The following is a 20,143-nucleotide window of genomic DNA, read 5'->3' as shown; positions in this document are numbered from 1 at the left end:
GCCAAAGCCTTATAATTTAAGTTGGTGGTAAATTGAAACTATGGATTCTTAATCATGTTGCGTTAAAGCCAAATGAGAGTGGGATTACAAGACATTATGATTTATCGAACGAAATTGTAAAAAAAGGGCATCAAGTTACAATTTTCGCCAGCAGTTTTAATGTCTTTCGTTTTCAGTGGAGAAATCCACGAAAGAAAAACTATCAGGAAAACGTTAATGGAGTAATTTTTGAATGGCTGTGGAGTCTTCCTTACTTTGGAAATGGACCTAAACGCCTTTTAAATTGGATTAGTTATTTTATTTTGGCTATATTCCGAGGGCTCAAAAAGAGGAAGGAGAAGCCTGATGTTATTGTAGGTTCATCTGTCCATCTTTTTGCCTGCCTTGCAGCTTATTTCTTGAGTAAGTTATTAAAGGCGAAATATGTTGTTGAAATTAGGGATCTATGGCCAAGGACTTTGATTGATTTTGGTGTAATAACTGAGAGGCATCCTCTGGCCATTTTATTGGGAATCATAGAAAGGTTCGTATATAAAAAGGCGGAAAAAATTATTGTGACGTTACCTGGAGCAGCAGATTACATTGCAAGTTTAGGGATAGACAGAAACAAAATATACTATATCCCTAATGGCATCCATATGTCCCGTATTGAGGATTTAACTAATCAGCCTTCTTTAGAGGGAGAAATCAATAAAATAAGGGAAAACCATGAAAAGATTGCTATGTATATAGGATCCCATGGACATGCTAATGCACTGGATACCATCGTACAAAGTGCCAAGTATTTAGACTCCAAGCAAATAGCCCTGGTTTTTATTGGGGAAGGTGCAGAAAAGTCTACCTTAAAAAAACTGGCTGAACCTTTTTCAAATATTTACTTTTTTGAAAGTATTCCTAAAGAGGAAGTATTATCTACTTTGAACTTAGCAGATATTTTAATGGTCTCTATGTTAAATACTTCCCTATATAAGTACGGGATCAGCCTTAACAAGCTTAATGATTACTTGCTGGCAGGGAAGCCGGTTATATTTGCCGGCAATGTCTTAAATAATATAATTGAGGCTTCTGGGGCTGGTGTTACTGTACAGCCCGAAGATCCTGTGGAGTTTGCGGAAGGCATAGAAATCCTCTTGCATTTAAGTGAAGAGGAAGTTAAACAAATTAAAGATAAGGCTTTCCAATATGCTAATGAGCATCATAATATTGAAAAGCTCGCTGAAAAATTCTTAAACGTATGTTCATCAAATACAAAGAAAGAAGGTTTGTTATCATGAAGGTACCTATGCTTGATCTATCTGAACAATATCAAAGTTTAAAAAAGGAAATCTTAGCATCCCTAGAAGATGTTATGGAAAATACTCAATTTATTTTGGGGCCTAATGTTAAAAAACTTGAACGGGATGTTGCAGACTATAGTAATGTTAAATTTGGAGTTGGTGTAGCTAATGGAAGTGACGCACTTCACATCTCATTAGTTGCTTGCGGGGTACAGCCTGGAGATGAGGTAATCGTTCCTTCATTTACTTTTTTTGCCACTGCTGGAGCAGTTGCACGTATTGGTGCTACACCTGTATTTGTAGATATTGATCCATTAACATTTAATATTGATCCTAAGAAAATAAAAGCAGCAATTACAGATAAGACAAAGGCAATTATACCTGTTCATTTATATGGCCAAATGGCTGATATGGATGAAATTATGGAAATAGCTAATCAGCATAATTTAAGTGTAGTGGAAGATGCAGCTCAGGCAATAGGTGCTGAATATAAGGGGAAGAAGCCAGGAGAATTGGGAACTACCTGCTGTTTCAGCTTTTTCCCTACCAAGAATCTTGGCGGATATGGCGACGGCGGAATGATTGTAACCAATAATGAAGTTCTTGCAGAAAAGATGAGTGTCATCCGTGTACATGGAAGTAAACCGAAATACTACCACCATGTATTAGGCTATAATAGCCGCCTCGACGAAATGCAGGCAGCTATTTTGAATGTAAAGCTTCCGCACCTAAATGATTGGAGCAAGCAGAGAAGAGAAAAAGCTGAATATTATACTGAGCTATTAAACGAAAAATTAGGGGATAAGGTAAAAACTCCATTCATCAAGGAAGATAATTATCATATATTCCATCAGTATACTATCCGTGTGGAGAAAAGAGATGAACTCCAGCAATATCTGCGTGAAAATGGTGTATCTACCATGGTTTACTATCCAAAGCCGCTTCATCTGCAGCCTGTTTTCAGCGAACTGGGATATAAAGAGGGAGATCTGCCTGTTACAGAAAAGGCTTGTGAACAGGCTCTATCTTTACCAATGTTCCCGGAACTAAAGCCTGAACAGCAGGAATATGTCGTTTCTAAGATTGCTGACTTTTTTAAGGAGGCATAAATTAAATGAAAAAAATCGTCACTGTAGTCGGTGCAAGGCCGCAATTCATTAAACTTGCTCCTGTATCGAGAGTATTGAGAAAACACTTTGAGGAAATTATAGTAGACACTGGCCAGCATTATGATCATAAAATGGCAGGTGTTTTCTTTGAAGAGCTTCAGATCCCCAAACCTGATTACAATTTGCAGGTAGGGTCCGGTACACATGGGTATCAGACAGGGGAGATGTTAATTAAAATTGAGGAAATTCTTATTAAAGAAAAACCTGATGCTGTACTTGTATATGGGGATACTAATTCAACCATTGCAGGATCATTGAGTGCAGCCAAGCTTCACATTCCTGTCATTCATATCGAAGCAGGGCTGAGGAGCTATAATAAAAAAATGCCTGAAGAAGTAAACCGAGTGCTTACGGATCATATTTCTTCTATTCTATTTACACCTACAGAAACTGCTGTGAACAATTTAAGCAGTGAAGGTGTAACTGAAAACGTATTTAATGTTGGCGATGTTATGTATGATGCAGTTTTATACAATACTGAACTCGCCAAATCAAAGGATACCCTAAGTCAATATGGGGTGCTGCCAAAAGAATACATATTGGCGACTATCCACCGGGCAGAAAATACGGATAGCCCGGATAGGTTGACGGCTATCATTAATCAGTTGGGGAGTTTAAATCAAAAAGTTATTCTTCCTTTACATCCAAGAACAAAAAAGAAGCTTGAAGAGCTAAATATAGTTCCTAATGATTCAACAAGCAGTCTTCAAATTGTAGAACCTGCTGGCTATTTAGAAATGCTGACTCTAGAGAAAAATGCATCTGCCATAGTTACTGATTCTGGTGGAGTGCAAAAAGAGGCTTATTTTGCAAAAGTTCCATGCTTTACTTTAAGAAATGAAACAGAATGGGTTGAGACGGTTCATGCTGGCTGGAACGAGCTTGTTAATCCATTAGAAGATAACTTAAGCAGCCTGGTATCTGAAAAAGAAGAGAAGCCTTATATTGAAGGCCTATACGGGGATGGCAAGGCATCTGAAAAAATTGTGGATAAGATAATCCAATTTTTTAACTAAGGAGAATTGTAACTATGTCTCTAACTAAAGGACAAAATGTGCTTATTAAGGATCACGTCAAACTTGGCGAGAATATCACTATTGGAAATAATGTTATTATCTATGAAGGTGTGGAGATAGGTGATAATGTTGTCATTCAAGATAATGTGGTCATAGGAAAACAGCCTGCAAGGGCTAAAAACTCTATATTACCTGAGGTTGGGCAACTTCCGCCAACTGTCATTGGATCAGGCTGTACAATAGGGACTTCCTCCATTATCTATGCAAATGCCAGGTTGGAAAACGATGTGTTTGTTGCTGATTTAGCTACTATAAGAGAACGGGTTACTGTCGGAGAAAGAACTATTGTAGGGCGCGGTGTAGCGATTGAGAATGACTGTACAATAGGAAGCAAATGCAAACTGGAGACCAACTCTTATATAACTGCTTATTCAACATTAGAAGATTTTGTTTTTATTGCTCCTTATGTTGTCACTACCAATGATAATTATATGGCAAGGTCTAAAGAACGTTTCGATAAGTTTAAAGGGGTTACCATTAAGAAAGGCGGCCGCGTGGGTGCCAATTCTACCATCCTGCCTGGAAGGGTGATCGAAGAGGATGGTACAGTAGCAGCTGCAAGCGTCGTAACTAGGGATGTACAAAGTGAAGATTTAGTAGTCGGCAGCCCGGCTAGGAAGCTTCGAAATGTCCCTGAAGATCAACTGCTCAGGAATCAATAATAAATAGAAAAGTGTAAAAAAGGCTTATCCTTTTTTACACTTTTTTACAAGTGGGTGATTATGGATGAACTTTACTATAAAAAATAAAATGAATCTGATCTTAACCATAACCGTCCTTACAATAATTGCTTTGCTCTTAAGTAGTCTCATTGGTCAGGTGTTTAAAGGATACTTAGCATTGATATTTCCTTTTGTATTATTAGCGGGATTAGGTATATTACTTATTTACAAAAAATTCTTGTTTGATCAATACTCATCCATTCAAAATATTGTGTTTCTATTAATTGCAACTTCGTTTTTAGGAGCAGCATTTTTTAGTTTTAATCTTGGTTTTTTTTCTATTTTCCCTTTTAGGGTTCTGTTTATTTTGCTTGTTTTTTTAGTTGTGATAAGTATACTCTTTAATTTGAGGATTGACTTTATAAACGCAACTTTAGCATATAAACCTCCAATCTTATTCCTGACTATATGGTTTTTATACGCCATATTGTCAACTCTGTGGGCAGACAGTATATCGGCTGCTCTCAAAAGTATTGTCTTTTTAGGATTTGGGATGGGTTTTACATTTTTTATTATTTACTTTTTAAGAAACCATGAAGACTACATAAAGGTAGCATATATCTGGTGGTTTATGGGAGCTTTTATAGTTTTTATAGGCCTAGTAAATCATTTCCTTCAAATACATCTGCCTATTTCAAGAATATATACTGCTTCTGCTTACCAAAAGAGTATTCCAACTGCAGTGTTTACAAATGAAAATGATTTTGCCAGTTTTCTTTCCGTAACATTCTTCCTGTTTCTCACCTTTTATACATACAGTAAAACGATTATCTTTAAGGGATTAAATATTCTATTTATACTGCTTATTTTGTTTCTAATAGTTGTATCCTCTTCAAGAGCAAATTTGCTTGCAATTGGATTTGGCCTGGCTGTTTGGTATCTATTCATGTTGAATAGAAAGCAAAAACTGTTTTATCTAGGTATATTTGTAGTAGGTGGGACTTTAGGGGCTGTTGCTGCTCGTGACGTTGTGATGAGTATAATTACAAAAATTTTAAGTGAATTACAAAGCTTAAATCGCATATCAGATATTGGCGGCGGAGGTTCCATGGAAAAGCGAGTGAACCTAATTCTGAACGGGTTTTATTCAGTAAAGGAAAGCCTGGGCTTCGGAGTCGGTGCAGGAAACGCTGAGTACTTTATGGAGCATAAAGGGATCTATCCAACATACGGTGATTTCAACGTGCATAATTGGATAATAGAGATCCTGATGAATTATGGGGTTGTTATTACTATTTTATATCTTGCTTTATACACAGCAATTATCTACCACATCTACATCATTTGGAAAAATGAACAGAGTTCTAACACGAAGATGGTAGCAGAATTTTTATTAATTGCTCTGGTTGCATTTACATTAGCTGGAATTAGTCCTAGCTCTATATTAGGATTAAATTATCATTGGCTGCTTTTCGGATTTTCCTTAGGCTTTATTAATATGCATCAGGCGAAACGAATTAAAGAGCCTTTAGATTTAAAGGAGGTATAAGAATGAAAGATATACCAATAAGAATATTAAATAGAATAAAACGTTTTTGGCTTCTTTTTCTAATCGTCCCTATTATTACAGGTGGACTAGCTTATCTTTTTGCTCAAAATGCACAAAGCAGCTATACAGCATCATCAGAAATCATGCTGGGTAATTTTCAAAAAGAGGGCTTAACACATCAAGAGTTAATGAAGGATCAAATGCCAAATGAAGCATTTTTAGAAAAGCTGAGCAATCAAACTGGGATTGATTTGGATGTGAAGTACTTATTATCAAATCTGACTGTTAGTCCTAAAGCAGGCAGAGTATTGATATTTTCTGTATCAGGGGATGATTCTTCTAAAGTTGAAGAGGAAGCTCAAAAAGTAACAAATGCGTTTCTAAAGATGAGTGAGAATACTTACAACAAGCAGAAAACCCTGCTGACCTCACAAATTGACAAAGTAGAAGCAGCTGAAACCAATTCGGAATCGCAGATTGACAAAGAAAAATTCCTGTTCGATCTTAAAGGTAGAATGATTGACTTGACACCAACAGAATTAAATAAAGAAGTCTCTGTAGAAATACAGGCTTCATCACCCGTAAGAGATGCATTGTTAGGAGTAATAGTTGGGTTATTGGTAGCATTCGCTTTACCTATCATCCCAGAGTTCTTCATCAGAAATGAAGAAAACTAAATTAGACCTTTACTCCCGCAAAAAAAAGCCGAGGCAAGCGTTCATATTGCTTGTCTTGGCCCTTTTTCTTTTTATGGCTAATATGATGTTTCAGCCTCAACTTCATTTGATAACTCGAGATGTTCCTTTAAAGTATATTTTAATTCTTCCACACTTTCTTCATTAGGAATATAATAGTAGGTTCCATAAGAGTTGTTGTAATCTTCACCTTTCAATTCTAGCTGTTGAATCATTGAAGAATTAAAATCGGAATATTTCTTTCTAAAGGCTAATGCTTCCTTGATTCTCATATTTGTTTCAATATTTTTTCCGATTTCATCAGCAATATCATCGATTTTTAATAATGTGGCGGGTGAAGACATCTTATCGATTAACCCGCTAACTATCTGGCGCTGCCTATAGTTCCTTCCAAAGTCTCCGCGTGGATCTTTTTTACGCATCCTGGCATAAACCAGGGCTTCTTCACCTTGTAGAGTTTGCTCTCCTTCTTCAAAGAAAAAACGATCCCACTCACTATTTATGTCATTAAAACTGAAGGGAACATCAACAGTCACACCACCGACGATATCAACAATATTTATAAAACCCTTAAAATTTACAGTTGCGTAGTAATCAATGGGAATATCTAAAAAGTGTTCTACAGTTTCTATCACTTTTTCTTTACCGCCAACACCAAAGGAGTGATTTATTTTATCTTCACCCTCATCAGGGATCTCCACAAGCGTGTCTCTCGGAATGCTAAGAAGCTTCATAGACTGTTTATCAGGGTTAAAGGTTGCTACAAGGATAGTATCAGATCTCCCTGCATCGTACTCGTCAGAATAATTTTCAACACCTAGTAAAAGAATCGAGAAAGGATCTGATGACACGTATACGGGTTCTTCTCTTAGTTCGGACTTTTCCTGCCGGCCATCTATATCGCTAAATGAGTCACTTGCTACCTGATAAGTTTTAAATGTAAAATATCCCAAAGTACTAAGAACAGTGAGGAATAAAGTTAATAATAATGTTAACAGTAAGCGTCTTCTTCTCTTTTTTTTATTTATTCTTCTCCTGTCTAAAGGAGCAGTTTCTTTTTTATTCATTCAAAACATCCTCTGTAATAATTTTCGAGAACCTAGGAACTAATTATAAAATACTTTATAAGATTTTATAATAGAAATATTTAGGTGTTTATTAATTCTTCCAAATATAGATGATTTCCTTCTAGACATTTTCCTTGCCCATTCGTCAGCTCATTTATCCATTCAACAAAAAGTTCAGTTTTACTATACTTGACATATGTTTCTATCTTAACAAGGTCAAGATAGTGGATTTCTTTTATATTATAAATGGAGGATCTAAGTTCATTCTCCAATTTCCCTAGCCAGGTATAATCAACTATAGTATGGACAATCCTCATAAGCGTTCTTTCAACAATTCCTGCTGATTCAAGGCCAGCAGTGGTGGCTTTACTATAAGCCCGAATCAAACCGCCTGCTCCCAACTTTATTCCGCCGAAATACCTGGTTATGACAACGACTGTATCTTTTAGTTTTTTCTTCTTCAACACTTCCAGAATAGGCACACCAGCGGTGCCGCTTGGTTCTCCATCATCATTTGCTTTTTGGATCTGGTCGTTTTCACCAATTAAGTAGGCAGAACAATTATGGGTGGCGTTTGAATGTTTCTTCTTAATCTTCTGAATAAATTCCAGGGCCTCTTCTGCTGTTTCTGCTCTTCCTACATGAGCAATAAACCTGGATCTTTCTATTTCGATTTCCTTTTCTCCGTATCCCTTAACTGTATAATAAGAGGGCAGCACAGAACCGCTCCTTTCTTAACTCATTGTCCAAAAAAAAATCAGCTAAATTCATTATAATTCGACAAGTTTCCCAACATCAATTTTTTAACAGAATGTAATGAAACTTTAATATAGAACATTTTTTCCCATGTTATAATGTAAGCAATTCTGATGTTTATGCTGCTATAATAAAAAATGCGCCGATTTTAATCTTTATGTGGTATAAATATACATATTATTTTCCCAGGTAGTCATGTTTACCCTGCTTTTATATAGGATATAAGACATAGGGTGAAATCACAAGTCTAAGCCTTTTTACCGAATTTTAGGTAACCTGGTATAATTTTCAGACTGGAAACATAGTATCTTAGCTCATTTAGCGCTAAAATAAAGGTACATAGCGGAAGGGTTACGCCCTTGGAGGAGTGTAAATGAGCATTAAGAAATTCGATTCCAAGACTCTGGATCTTATTCTAGAAAAAATGGTTCAAACAGTAGGCACCAGTAAAGATGAAATATTCCGTATAGGCGAACAATGCCGTAACGACCATAAGACTTTAACCGAAGAACTTATGGAAGTTAAGCAAATGGTTCTTAAGGTAATTGAAGAAGGGGATCGGCTGGAGGTGCAAACCCGGTTTGCAAGAAAGCGCCTTTCTGAAGTAAGCATGCATTTTAAGGATTATTCGGAGTCTGAAGTACGTGAAGCATATGAGAAGGCCCATCAGCTTCAAATGGATTTATCCATGAACCGTCAGCTTGAAAAACAGCTGAGGGATCGCCGTGATGATATTGAAAGAAGGCTTATAGGTGTTAACGACACTATTGATAGAGCGGAAGTCCTTATTTCTCAAATAACGGTTGTGATGAACTATCTGACAAGTGATCTGAAACAAATGGGAGAAATCATTGAAGACGCGAAGCTCAAACAGGATTTCGGCCTTAAGATCATCGAAGCACAGGAAGAAGAGCGAAAAAGAGTGTCCCGTGAGATCCATGACGGGCCTGCCCAGATGATGGCGAATGTCATGATGAGATCCGATTTAATTGAACGGGTATACAAAGAACGCGGTGCAGATGAAGCCATTACGGAAATAAAAGACCTGAAAAAAATGGTCCGCAATGCTTTATATGAGGTTAGAAGGATCATTTATGATTTGCGTCCAATGGCTCTTGATGATCTGGGTTTAATACCTACCCTCAAAAAATACTTAACAACGATCGAAGAGTATCACAGGAGTACCAAGATATATTTCGCGAATGTTGGCGAAGAAAAGCGATTGCCGCCACAATATGAAGTCGCATTGTTCCGTCTGATTCAGGAGTCTGTGACAAATGCTCTCAAACATGCGGATGCTAAAGAAATTCAAGTGAAAATAGAGATTAACAATTCTAGGGTAGCTGTAGTCATTAAAGATGACGGAAAAGGGTTCAATATACGTGAGAAGCGTCCGGGCTCTTTTGGAATTATGGGAATGGGTGAAAGGCTGGAACTTTTGGAAGGCCAGATGTCCATAGATTCCAAGCCAGGCAAAGGAACCATTGTCATTATTCAGGTGCCATTGAATATAAGCTAAGAAACACCTTAAGAATAGAGATAGATAAAAACGAACTGGAGATTTGGGAGGCGAAGCATTTGAATACAAAGATCGTCATAATTGATGACCATCAATTATTCAGAGAAGGGGTAAAACGCATTTTAGATTTCGAAAAGAGCTTTAGTGTAGTGGCAGAAGGCGATGATGGCAGTGAAGCCATGGCTCTTGTCGAAGAGTATGATCCAGATGTGATCATCATGGATATCAATATGCCAAATACAAATGGTGTGGAAGCGACCCGCCAGCTGATTAATAAATATCCAGAATCTAAAGTAATCATTCTTTCCATCCACGATGATGAGAATTATGTAACGCACGCCCTTAAGACAGGAGCAAGCGGATACCTTTTAAAAGAAATGGATGCAGATGCATTAGTGGAGGCTGTGAAGGTGGTTGCTGATGGAGGCTCTTATCTACATCCGAAGGTGACACATAATCTGGTAAATGAGTACCGCCGCTTGGCAGCAGAGGGAACTAGCAACAGCTCCTATTCACAGGTAGAAATCCGCCGTCCTCTTCACTTGCTGACACGCCGCGAATGTGAAGTGCTTCAGCTCCTGGCTGATGGAAAAAGCAACCGCGGAATTGGGGAAGCTTTATACATAAGCGAAAAAACGGTAAAGAACCACGTGAGCAATATTCTGCAGAAAATGAATGTAAATGACCGTACTCAGGCAGTTGTTGTAGCTATTAAAAATGGCTGGGTTGAGGTGCGATAATTCTATTGAGAGAAGAAGTCCTTTTTTATAGGGCTTTTTCTTTTTTATTTTAAAAATACTTTTCTATCGAGTCCTCAACTATTTTATTCCCTTCTATATTAATAGTAAATGAAAGGCTATATAAATAAAAGGTATTTATACACTTTTTAAGAAAAAATAACCAAATAGAGGTTTTAAGCAAATACTTTGCATGGTTATTTTATAAGTGCGGCAGCGGCTATTTGAAAAATAGCTTTTGTATTGGAAGATCTCTTTTTAGCCTGGTTCACCATGTGAACAAGCTCTTCGATTTCTTTGGGGGATGCACTGTCTATAAGCCATGAAGCAAGTTCTGTCCCGCTGACAGAATGGTTGATATTTGGAACTTTAATATGTTTATATTTACTTAATTCATTATTAAGCATTTGATGAAGAGTATCCAGACTGTATTTATTTGATGTGTTGGTATTTGTGGGAGAAGTGCTTTTGCTCAATGTGTTACAGCTCCTTTACAAAATAAAGACACAAAAAGCATTTTATCATATACATGGGATGGATTTAAGGTAAAAAATTACCAGGTCTTAAAAGTAGGTATAATGGGGCAGAGTATTATTTGCTTCCCAATTCTATAACTTAATGCATTTTCCCCCTCAATCATATAAAATGGAACATACAGTAGAGAAAAAAGATAAGGATGGTACCTCTATTTATGAAAACGGCTGTTGTAACGGATAGTACAGCATACATTCCTAAGAATTTAAGAGAGAAATTAAATATACATATGATTCCGCTGAGTGTGATCTTTGGCGGTGAGACCTACCAGGAAGAAGTGGAAATTACGGCTGCAGACTTTTATGAAGAAGTGAAGCACAAAGAGCTTCCAACAACTTCACAGCCGCCGGTGGGCGAGTTTGCTGAGCTATTTGAGACATTATCAAAAGAGTATGATGCGGTTATCTCGATTCATCTGTCGAGCGGCATCAGCGGCACTTTTCAGGGGGCAGTCACAGCCGGGAGCATGGTAGAGGATGTTCAGGTGTTCCCGTTTGATTCCGAAATCAGCTGTATGGTGCAGGGCTTTTATGTGATCGAAGCTGCTGAACTGGCTGCTGCCGGGAGGGATCCACAGGAAATCGTGGAGCGCTTGAAGGAAATGAAAAAAAGCATTCGCGCTTATTTTATGGTGGACGACCTTTCGCATCTTCAGCGCGGAGGACGTTTGTCGAGTGCACAGGCATTGATTGGAAGTCTGCTCCAGGTCAAGCCGCTGCTTCATTTTGAAGATAAAAAAATAGTTCCGTTTGAAAAGATCCGCACTCGGAAGAAAGCGATGAAGCGGATGGTTGACCTTTTCTGGGAAGATGTGAAAAGCGGTGAGCCGTATCAGGCGGTGATTATCCATGCCAATCGCGAAGCAGAAGCACGTGAGTGGAAGGCTGAACTCGCAGCGCAGTATCCGAATGTGGAGTTTATGATCAGCTATTTTGGTCCGGTTATTGGAACCCACTTGGGCGAAGGTGCGATGGGGTTTGGCTGGGTGAAGAAGTAATGTTTGCGCCATTCCTTGGGATGGCGCACATTTTTTGGGAGGTGATGTGGATTTGCAAATAGATTTAGGATTCCTGCAAATAGAAAGTTTGATATTGCAAATAGCGGGCCTAAATCTGCAAATAGATTGGAGAACTTGCAAATAGAACTGTAACACTTGCAAATAGACAGATAAACTATTTAGTCAGAGGTGAATTAATTGAGATTTACTCCTAAAATGACCCCCTATATAAAAGATTTTCCTTCAGAAAGCCTCCCGATATCCTTTATTAACACCATTCCGGAGGTTCCACTCAACGAAAACTACCCATTCAACAAAGAACTCCAGCAAATCCTCCACGGAAAACAGCAATTACTCGAAAACCTTCAGCATCCACTCGAGGAAATCCATCAGCACTATGAAAATGGCTATATTACTTACCGAAAAGGGATAGTTAAGACCAAAAGCAAGAAAGTTTGTGCGAGATGCGGCAATCAAGATCGATCACTGTTCGCAGGTTTTCCCTGTGCCCGTTGTGGTGAGGAAGAATGTACTTACTGCCGAAAATGCATCATGATGGGCAGAGTTAGTGAGTGCACCCCTCTGATTAACTGGTGCGGACCTGAGCCAGCGCAGGTGCTGACCGAAAATCCGCTCATATGGGCAGGCACCCTCTCACCCGGCCAGCAGCATGCCTCTGATCAGGTTAGACAGACTATCATAGAAAATAGAGAACTCCTCGTCTGGGCTGTCTGCGGCGCAGGGAAAACAGAAGTTCTGTTTGAAGGAATCAGCACTGCCCTCTCTTCCGGAAAAAGAGTCTGTATTGCCACTCCGAGAACAGATGTTGTGCTCGAACTTGGTCCGAGGCTCAAAGCAGTTTTCCACGGAATCCAGGTGGCTGTCCTCTACGGCGGCAGTGAAGACCGCCATATCCAGGCGCCCTTAACTATCGCAACCACGCACCAGCTTCTCCACTTTTACAAGGCTTTTGATACAGTCATTCTGGACGAAGTGGATGCCTTTCCTTATACGGCAGATGAAAGCCTTCAGTATGCTGTCCGCCAGTCCCGCAAAGAACATTCCTCCATGATTTATCTTACGGCTACCCCAAATCAAAAATGGCAGAATGAGTGCCGGAACGGGAAGAGGGAATTTGTCACTATCCCGGCCAGATATCACCGCCACCCCTTGCCAGTACCATCTTTCAAATGGTGCGGCAATAGGGAAAAGTCGCTTCAAAAAGACAAACTCCCGCCGGCAGTTACCCAGTGGATAAAAAAAAGGCTGGACAACCAAAAACAATGCCTGCTCTTCCTGCCCAAAATCGATCAAATGGAGAAAGTCCTCAGCATACTCCGTAAATCCTATCCTAAAATTCAATCAGTCCACGCAGAAGACCCCGAGCGAAAAGCTAAAGTCCAAATGATGCGCAACAAGGAAATCCCCATGCTTCTCACCACGACCATCCTGGAAAGAGGAGTTACGTTTCCTAATATTGACGTAGCCGTTTTTGGCGCCGAAGACCGCATTTTCACAGAGAGCGCCCTAGTCCAGATTGCAGGGCGAGTTGGAAGAAGTGCTCAATTTCCAGGCGGAGATATTACCTTTTTCCATTTCGGTAAAACCGATAGCATGGTTAAAGCGCAGAAACAAATCATCAAAATGAACAGTGAAGCCAAAAAGAAGGGGTTGATTGACTATTAACTGCTTAATCTGCCATGAAGAAATTCTCTCTGCTGTCAGCTGGTCTACCCTCTGGTCACGGCCGCAAGATCATCATTTATGCCAAGTCTGCACAGGTAAACTCCCATTTATCAGAGGAGAGACTTGCGCTAAATGCTGCCGGCCATTTAGTACTTTAGAACTTCAATTTCGGGAAGGCGACACTTGTACTGATTGTGTAAGGTGGAATCGTGATCCAGAGTGGTGGGGGATCCTTGATAAAAACCATTCTATTTTCACCTATGATGACTTTCTGAAAGAGACACTCGCCAGGTATAAGTTCCGGGGTGATTATGTTTTGGCCAGAGCTTTCACTCCTTTTATAAAGGAAAAGCTGAAAAACCTGAATTTCGACTGTCTTGTTCCGATTCCATTAAGTCCTGAAAGACTGTATGAGCGCGGATTTAATCAGTCTGCTGCACTCATCCGTGAGGCAGGCTTTACACCAACAGACCTGCTGCAGCGATTCCATTCGGAGAAGCAATCCAAGAAATCGCGTCTTGAGCGGATTCATCATCATCAGGTCTTCGAGCCGCTCAGTATTAATATTGAAAATAAAGTAATTCTTCTAATGGACGATATTTATACTACGGGTTCCACTTTATACCATGCAGCGAAGGTCTTGAAAAATGCTGGTGCAGCCTCCGTATTTTCACTTACTCTGGCAAGAGGTTAATATTTGGAATATATTTCAAGTTTTTTATTTGTTTGTAATATTAATAGGTAATTAATCCTATGTTAAAATATCCTAAACAAGTAAAATTTTATAGATGAGAAGACTGCGGGGAATGAGGGCGGCACAGGAATACTTTTCAGCTGCTTTTGGGGAAAGGATGTAGTGAAGTCATTGGCTGAAGATAACAGTGATCTAGTTGAATGTGATAGCCATAAAACGGAAATTATGAAAATAAAAAATAACCTCAACCAGGCTCAGAAGATCGCAAACATCGGAAGCCTGGAGTACGACGTGGAAACTGATAAAGGGTTTTGGTCCGATCAGCTGTTCCGGATTTTTGGGCTGAATCCTCAAAAAGACTTATTTCCAGACTATCAAATGTATTTGAGCTATCTTCATCAGGATGACCGCCTGGCCTTTGAAAAGCAGTTTAACAGGCTTCTCAAAGAAAAGGATAGTGTGGACCTGGTGTGCAGGATGATCAGGCAGGATGGTGAAGAACGGTATATTCACCATCGGGCAGATTATTTTGCAGATGAAGATGGATCACCCAAAATCATTGCCACGGTTCAGGATATAACTGAAAAGCGGCGCATGGAAGAAAAACTTTATGAAAACGAGCGGAAAATTGGACAGATTTATGAAAATCTTGATGTGGGCATTTATTCTGCAGATTTACTGAAGAAAAAGGTTCTTCATTTTTCGAAAGGGGTGGAAGGGATTTTCGGCTACACTGTCGAGGAGTTTATTGCCGACTTCGATTTGTGGAACAATGTAATCCATCCGGATGATGTGCAGGTGGTAGAGGAAGAGCGGGCGAAACTTCTGAATGGGAAAAGCATCCGCTATCAATATCGGATTGTTCATAAGTCCGGTGAGTTAAGGTGGGTTAATCATCATAGCATCCCGCACCTGAATGATAGAGGCGAGCTGATCCGGGTTGATGGGTTTGTAACAGATATAACGGAACAGAAATGGCTTGAAAAAAGAATGAGGCGTATGGCTTTTTATGATCATCTAACCGACCTGCCGAACCGCCGGTACTTTGATCAGAAGCTCCAGAGTCTTATAGAAGATGATTCACAAAAGAAATTTGCGGTTTTATTTTTTGATCTGGAACGGCTAAAGCAGATTAATGATACATTCGGCCACTCTGCCGGAGATGAACTTCTCAGGCTTGTTTCTCAAAGAATTAAGGAGAGGGCAAATTATTTTTCAGCAAGAATTTCCGGTGATCAGTTTGCGGTCATAATGGAATCTATTCAGGAAGGGGAGGACCCTGCACGATTAGCAGATTCTATCAATCTGATCTTCTCTGAATCGTTCCATATCAACAGCTTTGAGCTAAAAATCTCTCCATCCATAGGCATAAGTTTATATCCGGATAATGGGAGCACGGCTGATGAATTGGTCAGAAATACGGAATCTTCCCTTTACCATGCCAAACAGAAAGGGAATACCAGATTTCAGGTGTACCATCCCTCCATGGATATTGAGTCTTATAAGCTTTTTACGCTGGAACAGGATATGCGGAAAGCACTTCAGGATGACGAGTTTTTTCTTGAATACCAGCCAAGAGTTGATACGAAAACACGGAGACTAGTAAGTGCGGAAGCTTTATTAAGATGGAATCATCCGGAATGGGGCAGAGTCTCGCCCTTGGAGTTTATACCCGTTGCAGAAGAAACCGGTTTAATCGTAGATATTGGTGAATACGTGATAAGGAAGGTATGCAGGCAGATTCATTCCTGGAAGGAAAGCGGGCTGCCGATTGTTCCGATATCCGTGAACATCTCTCCCTTAAGCTTTTTGAAAAGCTGTCTTGTTTCCACGATAAAGGAAGCATTGGACGAGAATCATCTGGACGCTTCACTGCTTGAGATTGAATTGACGGAGTCTTCCCTAATCAATTACTCAGAGAACGTAATAGCAGTGCTTAAGGAATTGGGTAAGATGGGAGTGAAAATTGCGCTGGACGACTTTGGAACCGGCTACTCCTCCATCACGCAGTTAAAGAAATATAAATTCGATGTTTTAAAGATAGATAAAACGTTTATCCGGGCAATGGATAAAAATGCGGAAGATGCCATCATTACGGCCAATCTGATCACGCTTGCCCATGGGCTGAATATGAAGGTGGTAGCGGAAGGTGTAGAGACTTTTGAGCAATTCTACACTTTAAGGAAAAATGAATGTGACCAAATACAGGGGTACCTTTTCAGCAAGCCAATTCCGCCTTCCATCTTTGAACAGAAATTGTTAATTGGTATTTTGAAGCCGCAAAATAGTAAAGAAGACAATGTGTTTAAAGGTTTGCGGAAGTATGAACGGGTCGAGTTTCCCAGCCCGCTTGAAGCAAAAATGACCATCTTAGAGCTTAATAAAAAGCCTGTCAAAATGGGCAGCACGAAAATTTTGATTGAAGATATGAGTGCAGGCGGAGTAAAATTTGTGTCCAAAATGAAACTTCCTGTGAGAAAGAATATTATTCTATTGATTGAAACTAAGCTATTAGGAGAGTTCCTTGCATTTACGGGAACGATTGTCCGGAAAGATGAAATATCGGATACTCTGACTAATTATGGTTTTCAATTTATTATCGAAGAGGGACCGAGAGCTAAATTGGCGGAGATGCTCGGCAGGCTGCAAATACAGCTGGAGCAAAATCCGTCTGTTCCCGAATCCCTTTTCATAGAAACAGCCAGCAGCCTGCTGTATTTTGAATAATATTTTTCTATAATTATCCTATTCTTCGAGCTATAATATTTTCATATAAACTGAGAGAGGAAGAACCATATGGCTGAGTTATCCAACTGCCCAAAATGTGATGCCATCTTTGTCAAAAACCAATTCCGCGAAGTCTGCCAGGATTGCTGGAAGGAAGAAGAGAAGGCTTATGAGACGGTCTATCAGTTCATCCGGAAGAGGGAGAATCGGACTGCGACCATTTTACAGGTGGTAGAAGCAACGGGAATTGAGGAAGACTTAATTTTGAAATTTATCCGTACGGGAAAGTTGAAGCTTGCTCAATTTCCGAATCTTGGCTATCCTTGTGAAAAATGCGGTGTCAGCATTCGGGAAGGCAAGGTCTGCAAGAACTGTGCAGGAGAGCTGAGAAAAGATCTGCAGCGGTTTACCTCTGAGGAAGAGAGAAGAAGAGAAGCAGCCCAGAGAGAAAAACATGGCACTTATTTTGCCGTCAATGAAAAAATCAATAGACGTTTCTAAGCTATGTGACTCATTCACATAGCTTTTTCTATAGGCTTTTTGATGTATTTTTTACCAAACATAAATTAACATTTAAACATACCGCCACATTAGCCGATAATAGAATTAGGTTAAATCGACCGGAAAGAAAGTGAGGGGTACACATGAAAATCAATAATTTTGGTCCTTCAGGCGTGAACCCGTACAAACGCCAACTGAACAAGCTTGAAAATGCAGGAAAACCAGCCAGAACGGCATCAGATAAAATTGAAATCAGCTCCACTGCAAAGGAAATGCAGCAGGTATCACAGCTGAGTGAAAACCGCAAAGCCAAGGTAGAAGAGCTCAAAATTCAGGTTGAGAACGGCATCTATAAAATCAATCCGAAAGAAGTCGCAAAAAGCATTGCTAATTTCTATTCGAATAAATAATGAGGAGGGATTGGCATGTCAGCCGAAGCTCTTACGGCAGCAATGGAGAAACTGCTAAAGCTTCATAAAAGCCTATATGAACTCGCAGTTAAAAAGACAGACATTATTAAGACCGGCGACATGGACGCCCTGAATCAGATGCTGAAGGATGAGCAGTCTCATATTGCGGCTATTAGCCGATTGGATCAAGAACGGGAGAAGGCAGCAAATTCCATCGTACCTATGCTGGAAAGCCCAACCGTATCAGATTGTTTAAATCTCCTCACGCAGCCTGATCGCCTCAGGCTGGAGGCTATCACAGAGGAGCTTGCTGAGCTGGTATATGAACTGAAAGAGCAGAATTTCCTAAACCAGCAGCTTGTTCATCATTCCCTTCAGTTTGTGAATGTCTCTATGAATCTATTAAGGCCGCAGGCGGAAAATATGAACTACGGTCCGCCTGCCAGAAAGAAATCTGAAAAGATGAATCCAGGACTTTTCAATTCGAAAGTGTAGCAGAACGGAGGAACCAACATGCGTTCAACTTTCATGGGACTTGAAACAGCCCGCCGCGGCATGTTCACCCAGCAAAGTGCTTTATATACAACAGGTCATAATATTTCAAATGCGAATACGCCGGGATACACCAGGCAGCGCATTAATTTCGCGCAAACCGAGCCTTATCCGGGCGTTGGCATGAACCGCCCGCAGATACCCGGTCAAATGGGAACGGGTGTTGAGGCGGGAACAGTTCAGAGAATAAGAGAATCATTCCTGGATCTGCAATATAGAACCGAAAACACAAAAATGGGCTATTATGGTGCCATGAGCGAGTCTTTAACCAAGATGGAAGAAATCATAAATGAACCGTCTGAGAATGGATTGCACAGTACGCTGGAAAAGTTCTGGAATGCTCTCCAGGATCTATCAAGCCATACTGAAAATACGGGAGCAAGAGATGTAGTGGCAGCCACCGGGCAGATGGTTGCGGATACGCTGAATTATTATCATAATTCCCTTTCGCGGGTTCAAGAGGATATTGGCAATCAGGTTGGCGTGAAAGTTGATGAAATTAATGCGATCGTCGCGCAAATTGATCATTTGAATAAGCAGATTGCCTCTGTTGAGCCACACGGATATCTGCCAAATGATCTTTATGATGAGCGGGACTTATTGGTAGATAGTCTTTCGCAATTGGTTAACGTGAAAGTGAGCGGTGTGGTTCCTAATACATATGGAGATGCCAAACCGATGGCAGCGGGCCTTTATAATATCGAGATTGTCCAAAAGAATGGGAAATCATATAATCCGCCTATTAGCCTCATTTCCGTGACAAAAGAGAACGGCATTGTGGGCACTAACAAGGTAGAGCTTGAAAGAAATGAAGAGAGCGGACTTGTAACAGGATTAAAGATTGGTTCCGCCTCCTTTACACAGTTTGAGACTTTGTCAGGTGAACTATCCGGCTTAATTAACAGCTATGGTTATGAAGCAGGTGGTTCTGCTAAGGGAGCTTACCCTGAAATGCTGGAGAAGCTGAATAGAATGGCGTCTGCTTTTGCTAAGGAATTCAATGAGATTCATAAGAATGGATATGCCATAGGGACAGATACTATCTCCGGATTGGACTTTTTCGAGTTTGATGAGAAAAATCCGGCACAAAGCATGAAAGTGAATCAAGCACTGCTTGATGACTCATCTAAAATTGCCGCCGCAGCCGAAAAAGGCGGAGCATCAGGTGATAACAAAAATGCTCAGCTGCTGGCTGATTTAAGGAAGAAGAGTTTTAGTGATTATACCTCCTTGTCTGATGATGAAAAATCAAAGTTGAATGGAAGCCTGGATTCTTATTATTCCGGGATTATTGGACGGTTAGGCGTAGACTCTCAGAGTGCTAAAAAGGATCTGAAAAACTCCCTTGTGCTGGCAGATTCAGTAGACCGGAACAGGCAATCCGTCAGTGCAGTCTCATTGGACGAAGAAATGACCAATATGATTAAATTCCAACATGCATACAATGCTTCAGCCCGAAATATAACAGTGGTAGATGAAATGCTCGATAAAATCATCAACGGCATGGGCGTTGTAGGCAGATAAAGGGTGAAATA

General features: G+C 40.0%; 19 protein-coding genes. 16 read left to right on the top strand and 3 right to left on the bottom strand.

Annotated features, from left to right (window positions below; all coding sequences use genetic code 11):
* Positions 1–32 precede the first annotated feature (32 nt).
* From NYE23_RS22900 to NYE23_RS22875, 6 genes are all read left to right on the top strand, one after another.
* Positions 33–1,274 carry a glycosyltransferase family 4 protein gene (locus NYE23_RS22900; protein WP_341081441.1) on the top strand — a complete coding sequence of 414 codons (1,242 nt, stop codon included), beginning with the start codon at positions 33–35 and terminating at the stop codon, positions 1,272–1,274.
* The gene (locus NYE23_RS22895; protein WP_341081440.1) at positions 1,271–2,386 is read left to right on the top strand and encodes a DegT/DnrJ/EryC1/StrS family aminotransferase; all 1,116 of its coding nucleotides are present in this window, start codon (positions 1,271–1,273) and stop codon (positions 2,384–2,386) included. Before NYE23_RS22900 ends, NYE23_RS22895 begins: the two co-directional genes overlap by 4 nt.
* Positions 2,387–2,391: 5 nt before the next feature.
* On the top strand, positions 2,392–3,462 hold the full coding sequence (gene wecB, locus NYE23_RS22890) for a non-hydrolyzing UDP-N-acetylglucosamine 2-epimerase (protein WP_341081438.1): 1,071 nt from the start codon (positions 2,392–2,394) through the stop codon (positions 3,460–3,462).
* A 14-nt stretch (positions 3,463–3,476) separates the two neighbouring features.
* The gene (locus NYE23_RS22885; protein WP_341081436.1) at positions 3,477–4,184 is read left to right on the top strand and encodes an acyltransferase; all 708 of its coding nucleotides are present in this window, start codon (positions 3,477–3,479) and stop codon (positions 4,182–4,184) included.
* A 64-nt stretch (positions 4,185–4,248) separates the two neighbouring features.
* Positions 4,249–5,733, top strand: a complete 1,485-nt coding sequence (locus NYE23_RS22880) for an O-antigen ligase family protein (RefSeq protein WP_341081434.1) — start codon at positions 4,249–4,251, stop codon at positions 5,731–5,733.
* A 2-nt stretch (positions 5,734–5,735) separates the two neighbouring features.
* Positions 5,736–6,410: a hypothetical protein gene (locus NYE23_RS22875; protein ID WP_341081432.1), complete on the top strand. Its 675-nt coding sequence runs from the start codon at positions 5,736–5,738 to the stop codon at positions 6,408–6,410.
* Between the two features lie 77 nt (positions 6,411–6,487).
* On the opposite strand, the gene NYE23_RS22870 is transcribed toward NYE23_RS22875, so the two are convergent.
* Positions 6,488–7,495 (bottom strand): LCP family protein, encoded by a 1,008-nt coding sequence (locus tag NYE23_RS22870; RefSeq protein ID WP_341081429.1) that lies wholly within the window; start codon positions 7,493–7,495, stop codon positions 6,488–6,490.
* An 80-nt stretch (positions 7,496–7,575) separates the two neighbouring features.
* Positions 7,576–8,214, bottom strand: coding sequence for a YigZ family protein (locus NYE23_RS22865; protein ID WP_341081426.1), 639 nt, complete (start codon positions 8,212–8,214; stop codon positions 7,576–7,578).
* Positions 8,215–8,624: 410 nt separating this feature from the next.
* On the opposite strand from NYE23_RS22865, the gene NYE23_RS22860 reads away from it, so the two are divergent.
* Both NYE23_RS22860 and NYE23_RS22855 read left to right on the top strand, forming a co-directional pair.
* The gene (locus NYE23_RS22860) at positions 8,625–9,770 is read left to right on the top strand and encodes a sensor histidine kinase (protein ID WP_341081423.1); all 1,146 of its coding nucleotides are present in this window, start codon (positions 8,625–8,627) and stop codon (positions 9,768–9,770) included.
* 59 nt (positions 9,771–9,829) lie between these two features.
* Positions 9,830–10,510 (top strand): response regulator, encoded by a 681-nt coding sequence (locus NYE23_RS22855; protein ID WP_095243405.1) that lies wholly within the window; start codon positions 9,830–9,832, stop codon positions 10,508–10,510.
* A 194-nt stretch (positions 10,511–10,704) separates the two neighbouring features.
* On the opposite strand, the gene NYE23_RS22850 is transcribed toward NYE23_RS22855, so the two are convergent.
* Entirely contained in the window at positions 10,705–10,983 is a 279-nt protein-coding gene (locus NYE23_RS22850) for a hypothetical protein (RefSeq protein WP_341081419.1), read from the bottom strand.
* A 215-nt stretch (positions 10,984–11,198) separates the two neighbouring features.
* Between NYE23_RS22850 and NYE23_RS22845 the strand changes: the two genes are divergently transcribed.
* From NYE23_RS22845 to flgK, 8 genes are all read left to right on the top strand, one after another.
* Complete coding sequence (locus tag NYE23_RS22845; RefSeq protein WP_341081417.1) at positions 11,199–12,038, top strand: DegV family protein; 840 nt, start codon at positions 11,199–11,201, stop codon at positions 12,036–12,038.
* Positions 12,039–12,254: 216 nt separating this feature from the next.
* Positions 12,255–13,724: a DEAD/DEAH box helicase gene (locus NYE23_RS22840; protein ID WP_341081829.1), complete on the top strand. Its 1,470-nt coding sequence runs from the start codon at positions 12,255–12,257 to the stop codon at positions 13,722–13,724.
* The gene (locus tag NYE23_RS22835) at positions 13,714–14,418 is read left to right on the top strand and encodes a ComF family protein (protein ID WP_341081414.1); all 705 of its coding nucleotides are present in this window, start codon (positions 13,714–13,716) and stop codon (positions 14,416–14,418) included. The genes NYE23_RS22840 and NYE23_RS22835 overlap by 11 nt, the downstream gene beginning before the upstream one ends.
* A 162-nt stretch (positions 14,419–14,580) precedes the next feature.
* Positions 14,581–17,145, top strand: coding sequence for an EAL domain-containing protein (locus NYE23_RS22830; protein ID WP_341081412.1), 2,565 nt, complete (start codon positions 14,581–14,583; stop codon positions 17,143–17,145).
* 69 nt (positions 17,146–17,214) lie between these two features.
* Positions 17,215–17,646: a TIGR03826 family flagellar region protein gene (locus tag NYE23_RS22825; RefSeq protein ID WP_341081409.1), complete on the top strand. Its 432-nt coding sequence runs from the start codon at positions 17,215–17,217 to the stop codon at positions 17,644–17,646.
* A gap of 143 nt (positions 17,647–17,789) precedes the next feature.
* Positions 17,790–18,056 (top strand): flagellar biosynthesis anti-sigma factor FlgM, encoded by a 267-nt coding sequence (gene flgM / locus NYE23_RS22820; RefSeq protein WP_341081406.1) that lies wholly within the window; start codon positions 17,790–17,792, stop codon positions 18,054–18,056.
* Positions 18,057–18,071: 15 nt separating this feature from the next.
* Complete coding sequence (locus NYE23_RS22815; protein WP_341081404.1) at positions 18,072–18,551, top strand: flagellar protein FlgN; 480 nt, start codon at positions 18,072–18,074, stop codon at positions 18,549–18,551.
* Between the two features lie 18 nt (positions 18,552–18,569).
* Positions 18,570–20,132 carry a flagellar hook-associated protein FlgK gene (gene flgK / locus NYE23_RS22810; protein WP_341081402.1) on the top strand — a complete coding sequence of 521 codons (1,563 nt, stop codon included), beginning with the start codon at positions 18,570–18,572 and terminating at the stop codon, positions 20,130–20,132.
* Positions 20,133–20,143 lie beyond the last annotated feature (11 nt).

The sequence above is a fragment of the Cytobacillus sp. FSL H8-0458 genome (assembly GCF_038002165.1).
In the GTDB taxonomy this organism is placed as follows: Bacteria; Bacillota; Bacilli; order Bacillales; family Cytobacillaceae; genus Cytobacillus.
This window is presented reverse-complemented; position numbering and strand designations above follow the sequence as displayed.

Excerpts from the sequence above, each read along its gene's own strand:
- NYE23_RS22860 (WP_341081423.1), top strand. The coding sequence starts at position 8,625 with ATGAGCATTAAGAAATTCGATTCCAAGACTCTGGATCTTATTCTAGAA.
- flgK (WP_341081402.1), top strand. The coding sequence starts at position 18,570 with ATGCGTTCAACTTTCATGGGACTTGAAACAGCCCGCCGCGGCATGTTC.
- NYE23_RS22815 (WP_341081404.1), top strand. The coding sequence starts at position 18,072 with ATGTCAGCCGAAGCTCTTACGGCAGCAATGGAGAAACTGCTAAAGCTT.
- NYE23_RS22840 (WP_341081829.1), top strand. The coding sequence starts at position 12,255 with ATGACCCCCTATATAAAAGATTTTCCTTCAGAAAGCCTCCCGATATCC.
- NYE23_RS22895 (WP_341081440.1), top strand. The coding sequence starts at position 1,271 with ATGAAGGTACCTATGCTTGATCTATCTGAACAATATCAAAGTTTAAAA.
- NYE23_RS22845 (WP_341081417.1), top strand. The coding sequence starts at position 11,199 with ATGAAAACGGCTGTTGTAACGGATAGTACAGCATACATTCCTAAGAAT.
- NYE23_RS22875 (WP_341081432.1), top strand. The coding sequence starts at position 5,736 with ATGAAAGATATACCAATAAGAATATTAAATAGAATAAAACGTTTTTGG.
- NYE23_RS22885 (WP_341081436.1), top strand. The coding sequence starts at position 3,477 with ATGTCTCTAACTAAAGGACAAAATGTGCTTATTAAGGATCACGTCAAA.
- wecB (WP_341081438.1), top strand. The coding sequence starts at position 2,392 with ATGAAAAAAATCGTCACTGTAGTCGGTGCAAGGCCGCAATTCATTAAA.
- NYE23_RS22880 (WP_341081434.1), top strand. The coding sequence starts at position 4,249 with ATGAACTTTACTATAAAAAATAAAATGAATCTGATCTTAACCATAACC.
- NYE23_RS22870 (WP_341081429.1), bottom strand. The coding sequence starts at position 7,495 with ATGAATAAAAAAGAAACTGCTCCTTTAGACAGGAGAAGAATAAATAAA.
- flgM (WP_341081406.1), top strand. The coding sequence starts at position 17,790 with ATGAAAATCAATAATTTTGGTCCTTCAGGCGTGAACCCGTACAAACGC.
- NYE23_RS22825 (WP_341081409.1), top strand. The coding sequence starts at position 17,215 with ATGGCTGAGTTATCCAACTGCCCAAAATGTGATGCCATCTTTGTCAAA.